The organism is Rhizobium sp. BK538 (assembly GCF_014197575.1).
Classification (GTDB): domain Bacteria; phylum Pseudomonadota; class Alphaproteobacteria; order Rhizobiales; family Rhizobiaceae; genus Rhizobium.
This window is the reverse complement of record NZ_JACIFT010000011.1, coordinates 50,352-69,355: the sequence shown is the minus strand read 5'-3', so window position 1 is coordinate 69,355 and position 19,004 is coordinate 50,352. Positions and strand designations below refer to the sequence as shown.

18 protein-coding genes and 1 tRNA gene are annotated in these 19,004 nt (G+C 54.2%); 12 read left to right on the top strand and 7 right to left on the bottom strand.

Annotated elements, in window-relative coordinates:
* Positions 1 to 39: 39 nt before the first annotated feature.
* Together FHX09_RS15185 and FHX09_RS15180 are read right to left on the bottom strand one after the other, a co-directional pair.
* Positions 40 to 423, bottom strand: coding sequence for a hypothetical protein (locus FHX09_RS15185; protein ID WP_007802444.1), 384 nt, complete (start codon positions 421 to 423; stop codon positions 40 to 42).
* Between the two features lie 247 nt (positions 424 to 670).
* Positions 671 to 1,351 carry an SIMPL domain-containing protein gene (locus tag FHX09_RS15180; RefSeq protein ID WP_245505485.1) on the bottom strand — a complete coding sequence of 227 codons (681 nt, stop codon included), beginning with the start codon at positions 1,349 to 1,351 and terminating at the stop codon, positions 671 to 673.
* A gap of 218 nt (positions 1,352 to 1,569) precedes the next feature.
* Here FHX09_RS15180 and FHX09_RS15175 point away from each other — a divergent pair.
* The 3 genes from FHX09_RS15175 to FHX09_RS29915 all read left to right on the top strand — a co-directional run bounded on the left by FHX09_RS15175 (position 1,570) and on the right by FHX09_RS29915 (position 2,538).
* A tRNA-Ile gene (locus tag FHX09_RS15175) sits at positions 1,570 to 1,645 on the top strand.
* Positions 1,646 to 1,671: 26 nt separating this feature from the next.
* Positions 1,672 to 1,926 (top strand): hypothetical protein, encoded by a 255-nt coding sequence (locus FHX09_RS29920; RefSeq protein WP_246699451.1) that lies wholly within the window; start codon positions 1,672 to 1,674, stop codon positions 1,924 to 1,926.
* Positions 1,927 to 2,019: 93 nt separating this feature from the next.
* A complete protein-coding gene (locus tag FHX09_RS29915; protein WP_246699450.1) occupies positions 2,020 to 2,538 on the top strand; it encodes a hypothetical protein in 519 nt (172 codons plus the stop codon).
* Positions 2,539 to 2,788: 250 nt separating this feature from the next.
* Here FHX09_RS29915 and FHX09_RS15165 read toward each other — a convergent pair whose 3' ends face one another.
* Positions 2,789 to 3,055, bottom strand: a complete 267-nt coding sequence (locus FHX09_RS15165) for a helix-turn-helix domain-containing protein (protein WP_097661065.1) — start codon at positions 3,053 to 3,055, stop codon at positions 2,789 to 2,791.
* A 10-nt stretch (positions 3,056 to 3,065) separates the two neighbouring features.
* A complete protein-coding gene (locus tag FHX09_RS15160; RefSeq protein ID WP_097661063.1) occupies positions 3,066 to 3,284 on the bottom strand; it encodes a helix-turn-helix domain-containing protein in 219 nt (72 codons plus the stop codon).
* Between the two features lie 95 nt (positions 3,285 to 3,379).
* Here FHX09_RS15160 and FHX09_RS15155 point away from each other — a divergent pair, with 95 nt between their 5' ends.
* From FHX09_RS15155 to rlmJ, 6 genes are all read left to right on the top strand, one after another.
* Positions 3,380 to 3,790, top strand: a complete 411-nt coding sequence (locus FHX09_RS15155; RefSeq protein WP_184450340.1) for a helix-turn-helix transcriptional regulator — start codon at positions 3,380 to 3,382, stop codon at positions 3,788 to 3,790.
* 570 nt (positions 3,791 to 4,360) lie between these two features.
* Positions 4,361 to 6,391 carry a class I SAM-dependent DNA methyltransferase gene (locus FHX09_RS15150; protein WP_184450338.1) on the top strand — a complete coding sequence of 677 codons (2,031 nt, stop codon included), beginning with the start codon at positions 4,361 to 4,363 and terminating at the stop codon, positions 6,389 to 6,391.
* Positions 6,388 to 8,304 (top strand): restriction endonuclease subunit S, encoded by a 1,917-nt coding sequence (locus tag FHX09_RS15145; protein WP_246699449.1) that lies wholly within the window; start codon positions 6,388 to 6,390, stop codon positions 8,302 to 8,304. The genes FHX09_RS15150 and FHX09_RS15145 overlap by 4 nt, the downstream gene beginning before the upstream one ends.
* On the top strand, positions 8,301 to 8,918 hold the full coding sequence (locus FHX09_RS15140) for a hypothetical protein (RefSeq protein WP_184450336.1): 618 nt from the start codon (positions 8,301 to 8,303) through the stop codon (positions 8,916 to 8,918). Before FHX09_RS15145 ends, FHX09_RS15140 begins: the two co-directional genes overlap by 4 nt.
* Complete coding sequence (locus FHX09_RS15135) at positions 8,915 to 11,917, top strand: type I restriction endonuclease (protein ID WP_184450334.1); 3,003 nt, start codon at positions 8,915 to 8,917, stop codon at positions 11,915 to 11,917. Before FHX09_RS15140 ends, FHX09_RS15135 begins: the two co-directional genes overlap by 4 nt.
* Before the next feature lie 126 nt (positions 11,918 to 12,043).
* Positions 12,044 to 12,880, top strand: coding sequence for a 23S rRNA (adenine(2030)-N(6))-methyltransferase RlmJ (gene rlmJ, locus FHX09_RS15130; protein WP_184450332.1), 837 nt, complete (start codon positions 12,044 to 12,046; stop codon positions 12,878 to 12,880).
* Here rlmJ and FHX09_RS15125 read toward each other — a convergent pair.
* A complete protein-coding gene (locus FHX09_RS15125) occupies positions 12,874 to 13,167 on the bottom strand; it encodes a hypothetical protein (RefSeq protein ID WP_097661042.1) in 294 nt (97 codons plus the stop codon). The genes rlmJ and FHX09_RS15125 overlap by 7 nt on opposite strands.
* 245 nt (positions 13,168 to 13,412) lie before the next feature.
* Between FHX09_RS15125 and FHX09_RS15120 the strand changes: the two genes are divergently transcribed.
* From FHX09_RS15120 to FHX09_RS15110, 3 genes are read left to right on the top strand one after another with little or no spacing between them, the layout of a single operon-like run.
* A complete protein-coding gene (locus FHX09_RS15120) occupies positions 13,413 to 15,305 on the top strand; it encodes a ribonuclease H-like domain-containing protein (protein WP_184450331.1) in 1,893 nt (630 codons plus the stop codon).
* Entirely contained in the window at positions 15,284 to 16,324 is a 1,041-nt protein-coding gene (locus FHX09_RS15115) for an adenylosuccinate synthetase (RefSeq protein ID WP_184450329.1), read from the top strand. The genes FHX09_RS15120 and FHX09_RS15115 overlap by 22 nt, the downstream gene beginning before the upstream one ends.
* Positions 16,321 to 17,436 (top strand): hypothetical protein, encoded by a 1,116-nt coding sequence (locus tag FHX09_RS15110; RefSeq protein WP_097661036.1) that lies wholly within the window; start codon positions 16,321 to 16,323, stop codon positions 17,434 to 17,436. The genes FHX09_RS15115 and FHX09_RS15110 overlap by 4 nt, the downstream gene beginning before the upstream one ends.
* Positions 17,437 to 17,485: 49 nt before the next feature.
* On the opposite strand, the gene FHX09_RS15105 is transcribed toward FHX09_RS15110, so the two are convergent.
* Both FHX09_RS15105 and FHX09_RS15100 read right to left on the bottom strand, forming a co-directional pair.
* Positions 17,486 to 18,745, bottom strand: coding sequence for a type II toxin-antitoxin system HipA family toxin (locus tag FHX09_RS15105; protein WP_184450327.1), 1,260 nt, complete (start codon positions 18,743 to 18,745; stop codon positions 17,486 to 17,488).
* A complete protein-coding gene (locus FHX09_RS15100; protein ID WP_184450325.1) occupies positions 18,742 to 18,972 on the bottom strand; it encodes a helix-turn-helix transcriptional regulator in 231 nt (76 codons plus the stop codon). Before FHX09_RS15100 ends, FHX09_RS15105 begins: the two co-directional genes overlap by 4 nt.
* Between the last annotated feature and the right edge of the window lie 32 nt (positions 18,973 to 19,004).

Below are 19,004 nucleotides of genomic sequence, written 5' to 3'. Positions count from 1 at the left end.
GGGAAGTGGGATTGCGGCCTATGACCGCAATCCACCAATTCAATTGCCGGAACGGCGCTCGGTGGTCTGTTCCGCAACGGCGACGATATCAGGCGTGCCGTTTGCAAGCAGGCGCTTGCGGACGAGTACGCCCATGACGCGGGCGGCGGTGGAGAAGCTCATCTGGTCGAGCGGTCCTTCGCCCTCCCATGGCTTGGTAAGCCGTTCGGTGACGGCCCCGACGATGTTCATCGGAACGATATCGTCGCACAGACGCATCGCTTCGAAGACCTGGCTGATGGGTACAACGCGTCCTTCGAAAGTGACGATTGGTTCTGTAAGTTCCGTATCCCACTCTTCGAAGGCATAGAGGGCTTCGCGGAAGAGTTCCTGAAGGGTGAACGGGGCGTGTCCATTGTGAAGCGGCGGCAAGGCATTCGTCATGTCTGTCTCCTCTTTAGGGCTAGTGCCATTCCTCCTCTTCGGCCAGCAGGAACATGGGAAACAGAACTCAGAATTCCCCTGCGGACCGAAAACACGATCAATGTTATAGTGTAATATATGCGTGATAAAGCGTTTTGTCGCCCAGAGGCTCCACCGCGCCCAGCAAAAACAAACAGGCCATTGAATTTGCAAAGAATATCAATGGCCTACTCGCTATAAAATTAACGGCAGTCACGCTGCCTTGCGATCACTGCGCGATCGAAAACGTCACGTTGACGGTAATGTTGTAGCTGGTTTCACCGCCCTGGATGGGCACCGCCGAGTCGGCCGTCTCCTTCATCATCGCAGCCCGTGCGACGGGAACTGGCTGTGGACGCGGCGACGTTTCACTGATCTCGATCACCCGCCCGAGCTTGACATCGGCCGCCGCGGCGAGGGTCTTCGCCTTCTCGATGGCGTTGGCGACCGCATTCTTGCGGGCCTCCTCCATCGCCGTCTCCGGCTTGTCGTTCGTGAACTGAATATCGCCCCCCTGATTGACGCCGAGTGTGACGGCTTCGTCGAGAATTGCACCGAGCTTGGACAGGTCGCGGACGCGCACGCTCAACGAGTTGGACACCTGGTAGCCCACCAACTGCGGGGTCTGAGGCTGACCGTCGTTGGACTGTGGATAGCTGAATTGCGGCTGCACCGAAAAGCCTGAAGTCTGGAGATCCCGCTCCGCGATGCCCGCCTTCTTCAACGCGGCAAGGACGTCGCTCATCGACTTGTTGTTTTCGTTGAGCGCTTCACGTGCGGTCTTTGCCTGTTTCACGACGGAAAGGCTGAGGACCGCCATGTCGGGCGCGACGCTTGCCTGCCCCTCGCCGCTAACGGAAATCACGGCCTCGCGCGGCTGCGAATCAGCGGCCAGCGCCGGCAGCGCCATGGCACCTGCGGCCGTAAGGCCAAGCAGAAGGCTGAAGGCGATTGTTCTGGTGTTCGGCAGCACGGTGTTTCACTCCCTGATTGTGAAGTCTCAATTGACGTCTTGCCGATTGATTGTGAAGCTATTGCGGCAGTCCCTTGTGACCGCAGAAGAATTGCGTTAGAGCGAAAAACGTTCCGGGGAACCATTGCGCCGGACACGGCAGCTATGCTGTCTCCGGGCCTGTAGCTCAATGGTTAGAGCCGGCGGCTCATAACCGCTTGGTTGGGGGTTCGAGTCCCTCCGGGCCCACCATTTCCGTTTTCGGACGTTGTTTTTCCATGGTTTTTTCCTCGATTTGTCTCACCGGAATTCCGGCTCGACGAAAGTGGGACATTTTTGCGGGCCACGTAGGTTTTGCGGCGCTCGAAACCGGCATCAATGATGCGTTTGGATTGAGCGGCCTTGGTGTAGTGCTGCGCCATCTTGGAATCAGACCAGCCAAAGATCGCCATCAACTGATGTTCCGTTGCGCCCGCCTCGGCGAGGATGGTCGCGGACGCCTTTCTGAGGCCGTGCGACGAGCATTCCGGTAAATCGGCATCGTTGCACCACTGGCGCATCTTGTTGCCGAAGCCGTTCCCGCTGAACGCTTTGCCGTATTCGGTGATAAGGAATGTCGGCTGATCATGTGTGATCGCGTCCAGCGCTTCACGCAGCTCGTCCGTGACGGGCAAGCTAAGCGACTGCGCATATTTGCCGGAACCCTTTTCCGGCATGAATTCGATGCGGTCGCCGACCAAGTTCCGCCAGCCGAGCTTGACCAGGTCCGAGCGTCTGACACCCAAATTCAGCATCAGTTCCATTGCAAGCCGGGCCATGGAGCCGAGCGGATAGGCTGCGCGATAGCGCGCCAGCTCGGCTTCGCTCCAGGTATGGAAACCGGGAGACTTATGGATTTTGGTCACGCCGTTCGTTGGATTGAATGTCGCCAACTCCGCGCCGATGGCCCAATTGAAGAGCGCCTTCAGGTACTTCACCAGCTTGTCGGCCGCGCCGGGAGTATCACGGCGTTTCATCTGGCTCTTCTCGATGTCGCTCTTGCGCATTTGCTTAAAGGGGTAATTTCCCACCACCTCACAGTAGCGATTGAGAACGCTCTTTTTGTCCTTCTGCGTGGCAGGCGAGTAGCTCTGGAAAGTCTTTGATTGGTAGTAGGTCTCGACCAGCCAGCGAACAGAGCCGGGCTCCAGTCTTGAAATCGGGGCCGTCTTTTCACCACGATCGCCGGCCAGAACGCGATGATATTCCTCGGTAAACGCCTGGGTGACGCTGCCGGCCTCGTCCAGATAGGCGGACGTCATCCGGTACTTCGGCATGCCTGGCAGGCGGAGATAGAACCGCTCATTGCCGTGCCGATCGACATCCCGTGAGCAGAATTTAAAGGGGACGCGCTGATTACCCGACCGCGTGATCAAACGGGTTTTCGCCATCGTCTTCTTCTCCGCTCAAGCCCTGTTCTTTAATGTCGTACCAGGACGCGCGGATTTCCTCGGCATCCCAACGGCGCAACGCGCCAATCTTCACGCCTTTCGGCATAAGGCCACGGCGAACCCAGTCGTCAAAGGTGCCCGTAGAGACGTCGAGAAGTTCCGCCGCTCGGACACGGCTGACCGCGAATTTGTAGAGCGGTCGTGGCGCTAGCGCTTCAGCTTGCTGCTTCATGTGCTGCTCCTCATGCTCTGGAGGCACTATCAGCAAGCGCCAAAGCCTTCTGCTTGGGCTCGACCATATTCGCCGCAAGATACTCATCCACGGCGTTTTCTGGCAGGAAGAGGCTTCCGCCTATCCGGACATGACGGATTTCCTGCTTGGCGATCAGGTTCCGGATGCGAGCGACCGGCCATCCGGAACGATCGGCCAATTGCTTCGGTGATAAAAGCTGAGATTGCATAACTGCTCAACTCCATAGAGATAATTCGACACGAGACAGAACGAATCATATAATCGCGCTGGGAACAACATATTTATCGCATTTGAGATATTTTGATGCAAGACGGATTCATGGAGGCAATGGGGCAGCGGCTAGGGAAAATCCGGAAGGATTCCGGGTTAAAGCAGGTGCCCTTTGCCGAAGCGCTTGAGGTATCGCAAAGCGCTTACAACACCTATGAGCGCGGAAATCGCGAGATGCCGGCGAAGCTTCTCCGGCTTCTGCATGTCAAATTCAATGTAAACCCCGTGTGGATGCTCACGGGGGAAGGAAGCCCGTACAATCGGGACACCGTCGATCTGTATCACCAAGTCACGGGGGCGGTTGACGCTTTCATCGCAAAGGAAAACTGTCAGGTGGAACCGGATAAGCGCTTGAAGCTCATCCGGTTCCTGATCGACTACGCCGAACAACACGGCGAATTCACAGAGGAAATTGCAGAAAAATATCTGAGGTCAGCGATATGAGTAAATCGAGCTTCGAAGAGCAGATAATGCAGGGTGTATACGTGCTTGGTCGCCAGCGCGATCAACTGGCATCCGAAAAGCGAAAGTTGGCAAGGCAATTGCGCTATGCCCAACATTCGGCCCGGCTCGCGAGCCTTTCAAAGCAATACGACTTCGGGATGGTCTTCTTCGCTGCAATGGGAGCCGTTTCGCTCATTTTGTTCGATGCAAACAGTGGATCCGATGCTTGGGTGAACCCTGTGCTGAGCTTGTCGCTGATGCTGTTCGCCTGCGGTAGCGCCGTCAGAGGCCGAAGGATGGTCAGCCGGATCAGGTACGTCCATGATCGGTTCGGAAAATGGTCGATGTAGCCTTGTGCAGGGCAAACGGATAAGAACGGCGATGCGCGAGTCGCGCGTTTCCTTGACTCCGTGCAAAAAGATGTGATTTCCTACACCATGTGTGGGAGCGAAACGGTTACTTAACCAAAATTCGCTAAAGAATACAGAAGTCTGGCCGTTCTGTGTCTGGCGGACGACTGCAAGGTCTTGTTCTGTGACGCGGAATTTGCGTCAGAAGACAGGATCGGGAATGGACGACAAGACCATACAGCAAGCGAAGACCCTCGCAAATTTCGTCTGGCAGATCGCCGAAATTTTGCGAGGCGACTTTAAGCAATCTGAATACGGCAAGGTGATCCTGCCCTTCGTGGTGCTGCGCCGCCTTGACTGCATCCTAGAGCCGAGCAAAGACGCCGTCCTGAGGGCGCAACTGTCGTTGCCTCAGGGCATCGACGAACAAACCCGTGACATGATGCTTTTCGGGGCAATCGGCGGTGGCATTCGGGTTTACAATACCAGCAAGCTTACGTTTGCGTCGATCAAAGCGCAGAACCCGGCCCAACTGCACGACAATCTGATCGCATACATCACGAGCTTTTCGACGTCGGTTAAGGATGTCTTCCTCGATAAGTTTCTCTTCACCGATCAGCTCAAGCGGCTGAGCGAAGCCGCAATTCTCTGGAAGGTGTTCGAGCAGTTTGCCGCGCTCGACCTGAAGCCACAATCGGTTTCGACGCTGGCCATGGGTTACTTGTTCGAAGATCTGATCCGTCGCTTTTCGGAAATCTCCAATGAGACGGCTGGCGAGCATTTCACGCCGCGTGAGGTCATCCGCCTAATTGTAGACCTTCTACTGGTCAACGATGCACAGGCGCTCACTGGTAAGGGCATCATCCGCCAGGTCTACGACCCGGCATGTGGTACAGGGGGAATGCTGGCGCTCACCGAAGAGGGCATGAAGGATTTGAATCCGGATGTCCGCGTCGAACTCTTCGGGCAGGAGCTGAATGGCGAGTCCTTTGGCATCTGCAAGTCGGACATGCTGGTCACCGGTCACGACCCAGAGAACATCGCATTCGGCAACACGCTGACGCACGATGCGCACAAGGGCCGCAAATTCCACTACATGCTGTCCAATCCACCGTATGGCGTCGACTGGAAGAAGTATCAGGAGCCTATCAGGGCTGAAGCCGAGACGAATGGTACGGACGGGCGCTTTGGCGCAGGTTTGCCGCGTATCTCGGACGGGCAGTTGCTCTTCCTTCAGCACATGATTTCCAAGATGCGAGACGACGAAGCCGGTTCGCGCATAGGCATCGTCATGAACGGCTCACCGCTCTTCACCGGCGGCGCGGGATCGGGCGAAAGCGAAATTCGCCGATGGATGCTTGAAAAGGATTGGGTCGAGGCCATTGTCGCACTTCCGACCGATCTCTTCTACAATACCGGCATCCAAACCTATGTATGGCTTCTGACGAACCGAAAGCGCAAGGAGCGGCGTGGAAAAGTCCAGCTCATCGACGCATCGGGCGAACGGTTTTGGAAACCGATGCGCAAAAATCTCGGCTCAAAGCGCCGTGAGATCCGCGACGACGCCCGCGAGACCATCGCGCGTATTTTCTCCGAGATGGCGAATGGCGGCGGGCCATGGGCGGAAGTCTCGAAAATCTTTGACACGACGGACTTCGGTTATCGCGAGATCAAGGTCGAACGGCCGTTGAGGCTTAATTTTCAAGCCTGTGTCGAGCGCATCGAGCGGTTGAAACTGGCCAAACCTTTCATGAAGCTGGATCCTGCGGACCAGGAAGACGTGTTGAACGTCGTCACGAACCGCCTGTCTGATGCGCTGTTCAAGGATCGACCCTCGTTCGAGGTTGCTCTCGCCAAAGCGTTGAAGGGTGCCGGCATCAAGATTGGCGCGCCCGTTAAGAAGGCGATACTTGCGGCACTTTCCGAGCGAGATGAAACCGCTGCCATCTGCCGTGACGGTGATGGCAACCCAGAGCCAGACCCAGAACTTCGGGATTACGAACTCGTACCGTTTAAGGAGGATTGGCGGGCGTATGTCGCGCGCGAAGTGACGCCCTTTGTGCCGGATGCCTGGGTGGACGAGGCCTACCGGGACGACGCTGACCGAAGCGTGGGCCGTGTCGGGTACGAGATCAACTTCAATCGCTACTTTTATCGCTATACTCCTCCACGCCCGCTCACCGAGATCGACGCGGAATTGAAGGCGCTGGAAGCTGACATCGCGGGCCTCCTATCGGAGGTCGCAGGATGACCGCCTTGGATGTTAGCACACGATGGCCCCTCAAACCTCTTCGTCGGTTGGCGACAATAAAATCCAGCAACGTTGACAAAGTCATGGAAGAAGGCGAGCAGACCGTTCGCCTCTGCAACTATGTGGACGTCTACTACAACGACCGCATCACCGACGAGATCGAGTTTAATACAGGCTCCGCGAAGCCGCAGGAGATTGCAAAATTCACGCTTCGCGCCGGGGATGTGATCATCACGAAGGACAGCGAGACGCCGGACGACATCGCTGTTCCTGCTCTTGTAGAGCAAAGCGCCGAAGGCGTCGTTTGCGGATACCATTTGGCGATCTTGCGCTCAAAGCCTTCAGAGGTCTTCGGACCCTATCTCTTCTGGGCGCTGAAGGCGAAACCAGCACGCGAGGCGTTCGCCAATGCTGCGCAGGGAGTCACGCGCTATGGGCTGACGCTGAACGGCATCGGTTCAATTGATATTTCCCTTCCCGATCTCGACACCCAGAGGTCTATCGTCGCCTTTCTCGACCGCGAAACTGCCCGCATCGACGAACTAATCGCCAAAAAACAACGACAGGTGGTGCTTCTAGATCAACGCGCCCGGCAAGCTGTCATCGAGATAGTGATGGGTCATGATGGTCGGGCTGGTTCAAGCGTTGAAACCGGCCTCGAATATATGCCTCGCATTCCCGCACACTGGATGATGAGGCGCGCGGGCCACCTCTTCCGGCAGGTTGGCGAGCCAAACACTGACGACCTCCCAGTCCTGTCCGTCTCGATCCATACCGGCATATCAGATCGACAACTCGACGACGAGGAGCGCGACCGCAAGGTGAATCTGATCGAAGATCGGTCAAGCTATAAGCGTGTGCGGCCTGGCTATCTTGCATACAACATGATGCGCGCATGGCAAGGAGCCGTGGGGGTTTCGACTGTCGATGGTGCTGTAAGCCCGGCGTATGTCGTGGCAAAGCCAATTAGCGATCTTTACAGCCCTTATTATCAGTTCCTGTTGCGCACCCCGCCTTTCATTGAACAGATGCGGCAGGGCTCGAAAGGCATCACCGACTTCCGTCTGCGGCTATATTGGGAACAATTCAAACTAATCATGCTTCCCGTGCCACCCCTGGACGAACAGAAGCGTATAGCCCAGAAAGCCGAACACGAAATCAGCTACGCTGCCCAAGTTGCGGCGAAGGTCAGTTTGTCTGTGGAACGCCTCAAGGAACGTCGCGCCGCCTTGATCACTGCCGCGGTCACTGGCGAACTGGACATCCGTCAGACCGCCGTTGTCACCACGACGAAAGCCGACCGCCTGAAATTTCGTGTGGTCGTCGGAGCGGAGATCATCCACCGACATCAGGATAATCCGAGGTTTGGGCGGGTGAAGCTGCAAAAAGAGCTTTACCTTGCCGAGGCCCATGTCGGCATCAGCGAGCTACAGGGCAACTATCTGCGGGAGGCTGCAGGCCCGCTCGACCGCGCCCTGATCGATGAGACGGAAAAGGCTTTGGAGACCCAGGGGTTTTATTGCGCTCGCCAGCAGGACGGAATCGGCGGGGCGGTTCGCTACACTCCCTTGCCGAAGGCCGGCCATCATGTCGTCGATCTGACTTCCATTCTCGGCCCACGCATGGAAGCACTGCGCAACCTAATCAGCCTTTTGAGTGATCTCGATCGCCGTCAAGTCGAAGCCGTCGCCACGCTCTACGCAGTTTGGAACGATGCGCTGATGGACGGCGAGCAGCCGGACGACGCCGCGATCATCAGCGGCGTGTTGACGGAATGGCATGCGGAGAAAGGGGAAAAATTCAGCGAAGGCGATCTTCGTGTTCGGCTTGCATGGATGAAACGTCAAGGGCTCGTGCCGCGCGGCCAAGGCCCGAGAACCGCCCACACGATGACGCGGGATATGTTTTCATGAGAGCCGCATCGGAAACCCCCACCAAGGAAGCCATGACTCGCCCGCTATTCGAGCCGCTGTCGGAAAAGCACGAGCGGCCCGACGAATGGTCCGGTCCTCTTGGTTTCGTAATCGGAGGCTTCGCCAGGCCGTCGATGCTGGCGGAGCGCGACGGAGCGCTCGCGGAACAGTATTTCGAGGCTGCAAACGCCTTGATCGAATCCATTCTGGACAAGCGTGTTGCCGATTATCAGGTCGCAAACGCGGCGCTCTTTCTATTCCGCCATTGTTTCGAGCTTTTGCTGAAGGCAGGCCTTCCGCCCGCTGTCCGGGTGAAGAAAGACATCCATCACCTGGGCAACCTGGCAAAGAGTTACGCACACCACAAGCAGCATGCGGGCGAAGTTGTGCCTGCTTGGATCATCAAGCGGTGCGAAGAACTGGCCTCTATTGATCCCGGTTCCGAGGCGTTCCGATATGGTGATTATGGGATGCCCAAATCGACGGATGGATCGACAATCGAGGATGAAATCCACGTCGATCTTCTGCATCTGAAGGCGGCAATGGCCGCACTCAACGCCGCTTTGGTAGAGCGGAATTGGCTCATTCGCATGGCAAAGGGGGAACGGCCATGAACTACGAACAGCCACCAACTCCGCACCCTTATGCCAAGGGCTTCTCGGAAGATAACGTCCACCGCGAAGAGGTGCTGGAAGTTCATCTCTGTAAAGCGCTGGTTGATCAGCAGGGCTATCGCGCACGGGCACCGGAGGATTACGACCGATCATCGGCTCTCGATAAAGCAGTTGTGTTGGATTTCATCAAGGCGACGCAGGGCGAGGAATGGATCAAGCTCGAAGCTCATTATGGCGCGTCATCAGAGGTTGAATTCTTCAAGCAGGTGGAACAAGGACTTAAGCAGCGCGGTACGCTGGACGTACTTCGAAATGGCGTGAAACTGGTTCCAAATCTCAAGTTTTTCCTTTGTGCCTTCAAGCCAGCGTCTAGCCTCAATCCAACACTTATGCGCCTGTTTGAGGCGAATATTCTCAGCGTCATCCGGCAACTGCGTTACAGCACCAAGAATGAAAACGCGATTGATGTAGCGCTCTTCATCAACGGGCTGCCCGTTGCTACATTTGAGTTGAAGAATACGCTGACGGGTTCGACCTTTCGTCATGCCGAGCTTCAGTATCGCAAGGACCGCGCACCCGCGAACGAACCGCTTTTGACTTTCAAGCGCGGTGCATTGGTCCACTTTGCCATGGATCAGGACAACCTATCCATGACCACGCGGCTTCAGAACGGCAAGACCCGCTTCCTACCCTTCAACCGCGGCCATGATGGTGGTGCGGGCAATCCTGATATTGAAGGCGAGTTCCGTGTCGCCTACCTGTGGGCCGATCAACCCGAAGAGCGTGCTGTTTTATCGCGTGACATTTTGCTCGACATCGTCGGTCGGTTTGTCCACCTCGACACGACGGATGGCAAGGAAGCGCTCATCTTTCCGCGTTTTCACCAGATTGACGCGGTGTTTAAAATGATCGGGCATGCCCGCGTTCACGGCGGTGGATGTAACTACTTGGTTCAGCATTCGGCAGGTTCGGGAAAGTCGAATACCATCGCCTGGACGGCCCATCGGCTCGTGACTTTGCACGATGAATCGGACAGGCCCGTGTTCGATACCGCAATTGTGGTCACGGATCGCGTTGTCCTGGATCGGCAGCTTCAGGGCACGATCGCTCAATTTGAGCAAACGCCCGGCGTTGTCCGCAAGATTGACGGCACGTCTCGGCAACTGAAAGCCGCCATCGAAGGCCAAGCGAAGATCATCATCACCACAATTCAAAAATTCTCGACGGAACATCTGCGGGTGATTTCCGGACAAGGCACCCGTCGCTTTGCTGTTCTGATTGATGAGGCCCACGGGTCGCAGTCGGGGAAGAGCGCGCAAGCGTTGAGCGATGCGCTTAGCCGTGACGACGAAGCCACGACATCGGACGAGATTGAGGAACTTATCGCTGAATATCAGCGCCAGCGTGGGCCGCAGCAAAACATCAGCTATTTTGCTTTTACTGCCACGCCTCGCAATGTCACGCTTGAGCGGTTCGGGACGATGGGCGCGAATGGCCTTCCACATCCCTTCCATATCTATTCGATGCGGCAGGCCATCGAAGAGGGATTTATCCTCGACGTGCTGCAAAACTATATGACCTACAAGGCCTACTACGCCTTGGAGAAAACCATCGATGACGATCCAGAACTGGATACTCGCCGCGCGCAACGCAAGGTCGCTCGGTTTGCCTCGCTTCACCCCACGGCACTGAATCAAAAGATCGAAGTCATCATCGAGCACTTCAGGCGTCACGTTAGGTCGGAGCTGGATGGCCAGGCGAAGGCAATGATCGTGACGTCGAGCCGCGAAAGCGCCTTACGGTACTTTTTCGCCCTGAAGGCTTATATCGATGACAAAGGTTATCGGGATTTGAGAGCGCTGGTCGCCTTCTCCGGTGAACTGAATATCGATGGGCAGACCTACACCGAGGCAGAGTTGAACACGTTCAGCGAGACAGAACTACCGCGCCGTTTCGACACCTCCGAATATCAAGTTTTGATTGTCGCCGAGAAATATCAGACCGGTTTCGATCAGCCAAAACTCTGCGGAATGTATATCGACAAGAAATTGGCGGGACTTCAAGCAGTACAGACGCTCTCTCGCCTAAACAGAACATTCCCCGGCAAGGAACGGACGTTCATCCTCGATTTCCAGAACACCATGGAAGACATAAAGGAAGCATTCCGCCCGTTTTACGAAGTGTCCAGCCTCGAAGCCGTTTCAGACAAGAATCAAATCTACCAGTTGGAAACGCGTATCCGCACATTCGGCTATATCGATAGCACCGAAGTTGAACGTTTTGCTCTCACCTTCTTCAAGGGAACGCTTTCTACTCATGACCGGGTGAGCCTCGAAGCGCTCGTTCGTAACGCCGTGGGCCGGTTTGAGGCGGAAGAGGACGAGGGGCGCCAAGAGGAGTTCCGTCAACTTCTCAGGAGCTATAAGCGGTTCTACAGTTTTGTTGCCCAGATCATACGGCTTGGCGATACCAGCCTCGAAAAGCTCTATGCCTATACCGACTGGTTGGACAGGATGTTGCCGAACCGCGAGCAACCTCCGGAGGTTGAAATTACGGATGAAATGTTGCGACTTCGCGCCTTCCGCGTCCAACAGAAAGAAGCTGGTTCAGCCTCCTTGCAAGCCGGCGAGGCAAAGCCCCTGACAGCGATCAGCGAGTTCGGAGCGAAGCCCTACACGGAAGACGAAGCGAAAGCACTTTCGGAAATTGTCAGTTCATTTAACGAGCGCCATGGGACCCAATTCACCGAGGAGGACTTCATCCGCCTTGAGCAAGTGAAGCGAAAGGCGCTTGATGAGGAGATGACCGCTGTCCTGCGCAATAATCCACCGGACGTTTCAAGGCCTACTTTCGTGCGTCGGCTTTTAGAAGAGACTATTAGACAATATCAGCGCGACAGCAGCCTTCAGAATATCATTATGACAAATGCGGAAGATCGAGACCGGATTTTCAGTCATCTGTTCAGCCGTGCGTTGCGGGAAGTTAGAGAAGAGGCCTGACAATCTGATTTCGATCTGGCCTGAAGCGCGTTCTGAACAAGATGCCGTGGTAAGGTGAGCAATGCGGCAAGGGCGGACAGTTCCCGTCTCAATCTCACAAGACAACTATAAATAGAGCTCGCCTAGATGAACTATAGACACGCCTATCACGCGGGAAACCATACTGAGGTGTTCAAGCACGCAATTCTCGTTATGCTTCTGGAACATCTAACGCAGAAGATGCAACCTTTCATGGTGCTGGATACCCATGCTGGCGTCGGACTTTACGATCTCGAATCAGAGCAGGCTCAGCGGACAGGTGAGAAAGTTGATGGCGTAGAAAAAATCTACGATGTTGGTATTCCATCTTGTCAGAGGTATTTCGATATCATCAAGTCAATAAACCCAGGTAAGCTCAGGCATTATCCGGGTTCTCCCGAGATTTCACGCCATATGCTTCGGCCCACCGATAGGCTGATCGCCTGCGAATTGCACCCCGATGATTATCTTGAGCTTGAAAACAGATACCGCTTTGATCGGCGTGTGACTGTCCAAAATAGGAGCGGATATGATGCCATCAACGCTCTACTGCCACCTGTCGAAAGACGAGGTCTTGTTTTTGTCGATCCACCATTCGAACAAAAAGACGAAGTTCAAAGCATGATATCCGCCTTGAAAAAGGGGCTTCGCAAATGGTCCACGGGTATCTTTTGCTTTTGGTATCCAATCAAAGATTCAAAAATCGGTGACGCGCTGGCGGATGCCGTCGTCAGTGCTCAGTATCCAAAGGCTTTGCGAATTGAATTCCTTCCGTTCAAGAAAGACGGAATGAATTTAGCCGGAAGCGGCATCATTATTTGCAATACACCATGGAAAATGGATGAAAAAGCCAAGCTTCTTTGCCGCGATATCGCTCCGAAATTGGGTGACGGAAGGGGTACATGGTCGATCAAATGGCTTACCGAAGAAAGAGAGCCTCAATGAACTCGATCGTTCGGCTGGACCTCATCTTCAGTCATCGCATGAATTGCTACCATAAGGTCACGCAAACGATAGCACATAGCGATGTCCTTGCGGGCGTAGCTTCTCTCAGCGCGCTCATCCAGAAGTTCGAGCGCCAGATCTGGACCGTAGCGCCTCATCATACGAACACCACGAAGCCAGGCTGAGCGCCGAATTCCGTAGTCATGGAGTCGCGATTGATCGTTGATAATCAGCTCAACGGACAGCTCGTAGTCTCCAAGGTCGTAGGTCGACTTTTCTCGTTTCATGCCCTGTGCGTCCTAGCGGTGTCACAATAATATTGCAGTGTGTCGTTCGAATGTGAACTCGCAACGATTAGCCATTCAAGCTACTGTGTTTTCAGTAGACTCACAATCTGTAAAGCCAAGATGACGATTGCAACAGGAACGCAGAGAGGAACCATAGGCCTCTCGATCAAATATGGGAAGTCGGGAAGCTTTAATCCGGTAAAGATATGGGCTGAGTGCGCGCCGCGCATAGCTTTGGAGTTCTGATGCCGGACGCACGTCGTAAGTCTGCGATGACCCCGCCTGTGCTTCGTCGTCTGCCTCCACTTCTGAAGGAACAGTTGGCACTTTGCGCTTCTTATCCTGACCAGGTGCTATTCCTAGATATCGAAACGACTGGTCTCAGCCACTACTACGACGAAATCACCGTGGTTGGATGGGCTTTTAATGGAAAGGCCTCGACCTTTGTTAAGGGTGATGATCATCACAGCCTATTGGCAGACGCACGCCATGCGAAAGCAATGGTCACCTTCAACGGCATTCGCTTTGATCAGCGGTTTCTTCGTCAAGAATTTCCAGACGTTCGATTGCCAGAAACACATATTGATCTGATGTACCTCTGCAGGCGCGTAGGACTGACGGGAGGCCAGAAGTCGATCGAGAAGCAGATTGATTTGAATCTTCGTACGGAACTCTCCGACGTCGATGGATTTGCAGCGGTGCTGTTGTGGCATCGCTACTTAAGGGGCGAAATCAGTGCGCTGGAAAAACTAGTCCGATACAATCGTTTAGATATCGCAGCCATGGGAGCAATCTTCGATCACGTCTTGGCGCAATTTGAAATTCAACCGGACCTTTTTACTCAAGCGGTCGGCTTCATCAATTGGTCCGCGCCTGATGGTTGGCAGGATTTGCCGAAATTTAATCCGGCCGGAAGCTATCTAACGAAGGCTCCTCATTTTGATGATGTTTTGGGGCGGGGGCCTGCGGCCAAGGCAAAGATCGTCGGAATTGATTTGACTGGTTCGGAAGCACGAGGGACAGGTTGGTGTGTTCTCGACGGAAATCATGCGACGACCGCAACGCTATTTTCTGACGAGGATATTTTAGCACGGACTTTGGAGGCCAAGCCCGACTTGGTATCGATTGACTCCCCTCTGTGCTTGCCGTTCGGCCGGTTGAGCGTCGAAGACTCTGATCCTGGCAGAGACCTATATGGCATTATGCGACAATGCGAGCGGGAACTGAAAAGGCGGGGTGTCAACGTATACCCTTGTCTGCTTCCGAGCATGCAGAAGCTAACCGCCAGAGGCATGAAACTTGCCAACACGCTCCGACAAAGCGGAGTCGCTGTCATCGAGAGCTATCCGGGGGCAGCACAAGATATCATGCGCATCCCTCGTAAAGGCGCGGGAATTGAATGGCTAAAGCTGGGTCTACATGGTTTTGGTATCTCAGGCGACTACGTTGAAAATGCTGTGACCCATGACGAACTTGATGCCATAACATCGGCCTTGGTCGGCACGTTCCATATGGCAGGATTGACTGAGGCTCTGGGCACAGAAAACGAACCGCCTTTGATTATTCCGAAACTTGATGCCGTTGCGAATCCGATAGTTGTCGGAGTAAGCGGCCCAATTGCTGCGGGAAAAACGACGTTTGCCGAAGAACTTCAGTCACTCGGCTTCTCATATACGCGGTTCAGCCTGGTGATCGATGATATGCTGCGCGAAAGCGGAGTCGAGTTGACTCGCTATAATCGTCAGGAACTGGGACGAGAAATCAATGCGACGGGGCGTCAACGGTGGCTGGCCGAAAAGACCATACAGCGGGTCTCAGATGGGGTTGCGATTGTCGTCGATGGCCTGCGCTTTCCCGAGGATCACGCATATCTTGTGGAGCGCTTTGGAGCCAATTTCCATCACATATACATCGAAGCCGCAGAGGATGTAAGAAAGATCCGGTACCACGAGCGGATGAGTGACGGTAATTTTGAGCAGGCTGCAAAGTCCGAGGTTGAGGGTCGTGTGGGGGAACTCCGATCGCTGGCTCACGAGATTTTCGTCAACGACTCAGATAAATTAACACTCAAAAATCGCGCGAGTGAACTTGCACGCAAACTGACTGAGGGGAAATCATGCCTGTTTCAATCGTCGTAGGGGGCCAGTTTGGCTCTGAAGGAAAAGGCAAGGTCGCTCTGGAAATTGCCCGCAAAGCTAAAGGGCCTGTGACAGTAATCCGCGTTGGCGGGCCAAACTCGGGTCATACTGGGTACGATCGAAGCGGTAAGAAGTGGGCTCTGAGGCAGATGCCGGCGTCGTGCATCGATAAGAACGTAGATGTCGTATTCCCGGCGGGCTCTTATATCGATGTCGAACTTCTGCTTTCTGAGATTGAAGAGCTGCAGTACCCAAAGAAGCGCGTTTTCATAAGTCCATATGCTCGAATCATCCTGCCAGAACACAAAAACTGGGAGAGACAAGCTGGGCTCACAGGCGCTATCGGCTCCACAGGCTCGGGTGTTGGCGGTGCTGTGATGGCCGCAGTGGCCCGCGAAGCCTCAAATTTTCCCCTCTCATCTCCCGATGCTGAACACTTTGCTCCACTTCAAGGGTTTGTAACTGATGTGGCTACCTTGCTGCGCATGCAACTAGACAAAGGATTTCGTGTTGTAATCGAGGGTACTCAGGGCTTCGGCTTGTCGTTACTTGAGGGCGGCTATTGGCCGAAGGCTACATCTCGCTGCACCACGGCCGCCGGCGCGCTTGCTGAGGCTGGGTTAAGCCCGCTCGATGTTGATGACGTTACCATGGTCATTCGATCCTATCCTATACGAGTAGCAGGAGAATCCGGCCCTTTGTTAGGGGAAACCACTTGGGAGGAAATTGCGTCCAATATCGGAGGCGAAGATATTCGGGAATATACAACAGTCACCCAGAAGCTTCGCAGGGTCGGAAAATTTGACCCTGATATTGTTAATCGAGCAGTTTCAGTGAATTCACCAACGCGTATCGTAATGAACCACCTGGATTATTTGGGGCATGTTTCAGATCTCGATGACAGCAATACCGAGATTGCAAGATTTATATCGCGAATTAATAGTGCGATTGGCAGAAGTATTGATTGGTTTGGGTTTTCTCCATTTGGCGTATTGTGTGCAAAAGAGTATTCAAAATGAGTGGTGAGGGGGACGAAGCTAGCGTCGAACAGTGCTTGCTTACTAACGAGGCCGCAGACCAGTTGGCGAGAGACAACGATGGTAAACCGGATGCCTTAAAAGCAAAAAAAATTCCTCCATCGCTGCTTTCTGCGGAGCACATAAAAGATTATGTGTTGGCGACTGGCTTGATAAGCCCTTTCTATTTTGGCGGTGAAAAACCAAGACTGAAAAAAGCCTCATACGAAGGCCGAGTTGGCAAGGTCGTTTATACATTTGAAGATGGAAAGATTAAAAGCGTTCCCTTTAAGGATGGAATGCTCAAAATTAAAGCAAATTCTATAGTTTTTGTTGAGTGCGATCTTAATTTTAGACTTCCTGAATACATAGCTCTTCGTTTTAATCTTCAGATAAAGCATGTGCATAGAGGACTTTTGCTTGGGACGGGACCGATCGTCGATCCCGGATTTTGGGGTAAGTTGTGTATCCCTCTTCATAATCTGACCTCGGAAGACTATTATATTTCCGAAAACGAAGGCCTCATCTGGGTCGAGTTTACCAAAACAACATCGACTGTGTCGAAATCTACGGCAGTTGGAGTGCGTCCGAGCACGTCAGGGTTTTGGGATATAAAGAAGTTTATTCTGAAAGCAGTTGAAAGTAATGGTGATGGAAAACTGATTGAGATTCAAAGCTCAATCAATCGAGTTGTCTTAGATGCAGAAAATCAAGCTGCAGAAGCGAAGACCATCGCATCGAGATCAGAGGGAATCGCAGACAAAGCCAATGGGCGCGTCAATAGAATTGCTTGGGGAGCTGGTATAGTTGGCTCTATTTCGGTTTTAGCAATCGCAGTTGGATTGGCAACACTCGTAGTCAATCAACAGTCATTCTACGACTCTCAACATCAAATATATAAGGACTATGTCGATGAGGCCGCCTCTCGCATTGATAATTTTAATAAAAAGGCGGAAAGCTTAGGCGAGGTCTCTACTGATATTCAGATGAAGCTTTCCAAGTATGCGGCAATTGAGCAGAGGTTGTCAGAGCTTCAGCGAAAAATGGAATCTTTGGAAAGCGAAAATGAAGCTTTAAGGCAGAGCGTAGCGAAAATTAATAGTTCAAGTAAATAGCCGCGATGCACGCTTCTTTGATTCGTTGGCGCAGGCCTCATTAGTTGTTCTATGTTAATCTGGCGAGCTTTGCTCGGGCAGTCACTAGCTCAGCGATTTCGAAGATTGATGTTGAATTGGCAGATGAGTGAGTAAGCTTTTCCGCCACGCTTCCGGCCGATTCTACAGCGCTATCACAAAGCTCTGTGATGCGACGACGAAGCAGAGGGAAGCCGATGCCTGCTTCCTTCGCGAACATCTGCCACCCATCAGCGTCCATCTCGGCGAGAGTAGCGCGTTTGCCGATCCTCATGGCCATTTTCGGTGAAAGGTCTGGATAGGCAACAGTGGAAAGCAGGTCGTACAATGGAGCCATTCGCGGCCCCTGATCGTCATAGAGTATCGAGAAGTTTTTGCCATGAGCGTCGGCATTCCCGACGATAAGATTGAAAATTGCGGCGTCCAGCAGCTTCAGGACATCCGTGGCCGGTCGCGCTGATACCCGCCGCAACAGCTCGAAACAGTCCTTGAAGGTCGGTCCGCCTTCGCTAGCGTATTTCGTTTCCGGCGGTACGCCGAGCGCCTGGCAAAAGTCTTCCTGGTGGATGCGGCGCACGAGGCTGCTGGCATCGCGGATACGGTCATATCTTTCGACCAGGAGAAAGGGGCGTCCTTGCGCGAACCTCGGTTCGACGGGTGCTACGTCGAGGCCGATTGCGGCAGCGAGCATCATCACAAGGGCTTCATTTTCGGTCGTCCCTGGGAAGCGCGCGATCGGCGGCTTCAGTATGTGCGTGGTCGCTTGGCCGTGAAGCGGAAGCGCGATCTGGCCGTCAATCAGAACAACCGGCACCTTGGATTGCGCGCCGGCCAGCGATAGTCTCAAGCCTTCCTCGCCAGCCAGTAGCGGCCGCATCGGAAGTGCGTCCAGCACCCGAACGATTCCTGCGTCATCCAAAGGCGGCGGCTGCTGGTCTGAAATCGGTCCTGTCTCTACGGGTTCCTGATCTTCCGGCAGGAGTTGAAGCGCGCCGGCAACGTCGCCGCCCAGGCGGTCGAGAAGCGCAAAGTCGTTCGCCGGCGAAACACCCAATGCCTGGGCGGCGACGAGACGCTGGCTTTCCTCAGGCAACAGGCCGCCGAAAAACGGCCGGCATTCTCGACGGGAGAACCGCTCCGATCGCTTTGGAAGAGAGGCAGAAAGCGGAAGCGCTTTGTCGTCATCAAGCCAAGCCTGAGCGTAGGCAAACCCGATATCGCCATGCCGGTCTTGCGTGAACTGACCGACAACGCGACCATCCCACCAGACATTGAGAACCTTTGCCGTCATTGTCCGCGCTCGCCGGGGGGCAGAATATTGATAGAACAGCCGAGCGTTTGCAGAACCTGCAAGACTTTTCCAATCTGAGCTGTGGGCTTGCCGGCTTCGAGATCGACAATGAACCGCAGCCCGACTCCAGCGACGCCGGCAAGCTCGTCCTGCCGCAAGTTTTGCTCCTTGCGTGCGCTTCGGACCAGGGCGCCGATATCGGCTGGGCTTCTGACTTGTTTTGCCATCATTGTTTTCCCGATCGGGAAAGTAACAGCAT

Bases quoted from the DNA above. Each gene is read 5' to 3' on its own strand.
- FHX09_RS15185 (WP_007802444.1), bottom strand. From the start codon at position 423: ATGACGAATGCCTTGCCGCCGCTTCACAATGGACACGCCCCGTTCACC.
- FHX09_RS15180 (WP_245505485.1), bottom strand. From the start codon at position 1,351: ATGGCGCTGCCGGCGCTGGCCGCTGATTCGCAGCCGCGCGAGGCCGTG.
- FHX09_RS29920 (WP_246699451.1), top strand. From the start codon at position 1,672: ATGGTTTTTTCCTCGATTTGTCTCACCGGAATTCCGGCTCGACGAAAG.
- FHX09_RS29915 (WP_246699450.1), top strand. From the start codon at position 2,020: ATGTGTGATCGCGTCCAGCGCTTCACGCAGCTCGTCCGTGACGGGCAA.
- FHX09_RS15165 (WP_097661065.1), bottom strand. From the start codon at position 3,055: ATGAAGCAGCAAGCTGAAGCGCTAGCGCCACGACCGCTCTACAAATTC.
- FHX09_RS15160 (WP_097661063.1), bottom strand. From the start codon at position 3,284: ATGCAATCTCAGCTTTTATCACCGAAGCAATTGGCCGATCGTTCCGGA.
- FHX09_RS15155 (WP_184450340.1), top strand. From the start codon at position 3,380: ATGCAAGACGGATTCATGGAGGCAATGGGGCAGCGGCTAGGGAAAATC.
- FHX09_RS15150 (WP_184450338.1), top strand. From the start codon at position 4,361: ATGGACGACAAGACCATACAGCAAGCGAAGACCCTCGCAAATTTCGTC.
- FHX09_RS15145 (WP_246699449.1), top strand. From the start codon at position 6,388: ATGACCGCCTTGGATGTTAGCACACGATGGCCCCTCAAACCTCTTCGT.
- FHX09_RS15140 (WP_184450336.1), top strand. From the start codon at position 8,301: ATGAGAGCCGCATCGGAAACCCCCACCAAGGAAGCCATGACTCGCCCG.
- FHX09_RS15135 (WP_184450334.1), top strand. From the start codon at position 8,915: ATGAACTACGAACAGCCACCAACTCCGCACCCTTATGCCAAGGGCTTC.
- rlmJ (WP_184450332.1), top strand. From the start codon at position 12,044: ATGAACTATAGACACGCCTATCACGCGGGAAACCATACTGAGGTGTTC.
- FHX09_RS15125 (WP_097661042.1), bottom strand. From the start codon at position 13,167: ATGAAACGAGAAAAGTCGACCTACGACCTTGGAGACTACGAGCTGTCC.
- FHX09_RS15120 (WP_184450331.1), top strand. From the start codon at position 13,413: ATGCCGGACGCACGTCGTAAGTCTGCGATGACCCCGCCTGTGCTTCGT.
- FHX09_RS15115 (WP_184450329.1), top strand. From the start codon at position 15,284: ATGCCTGTTTCAATCGTCGTAGGGGGCCAGTTTGGCTCTGAAGGAAAA.
- FHX09_RS15110 (WP_097661036.1), top strand. From the start codon at position 16,321: ATGAGTGGTGAGGGGGACGAAGCTAGCGTCGAACAGTGCTTGCTTACT.
- FHX09_RS15105 (WP_184450327.1), bottom strand. From the start codon at position 18,745: ATGACGGCAAAGGTTCTCAATGTCTGGTGGGATGGTCGCGTTGTCGGT.
- FHX09_RS15100 (WP_184450325.1), bottom strand. From the start codon at position 18,972: ATGGCAAAACAAGTCAGAAGCCCAGCCGATATCGGCGCCCTGGTCCGA.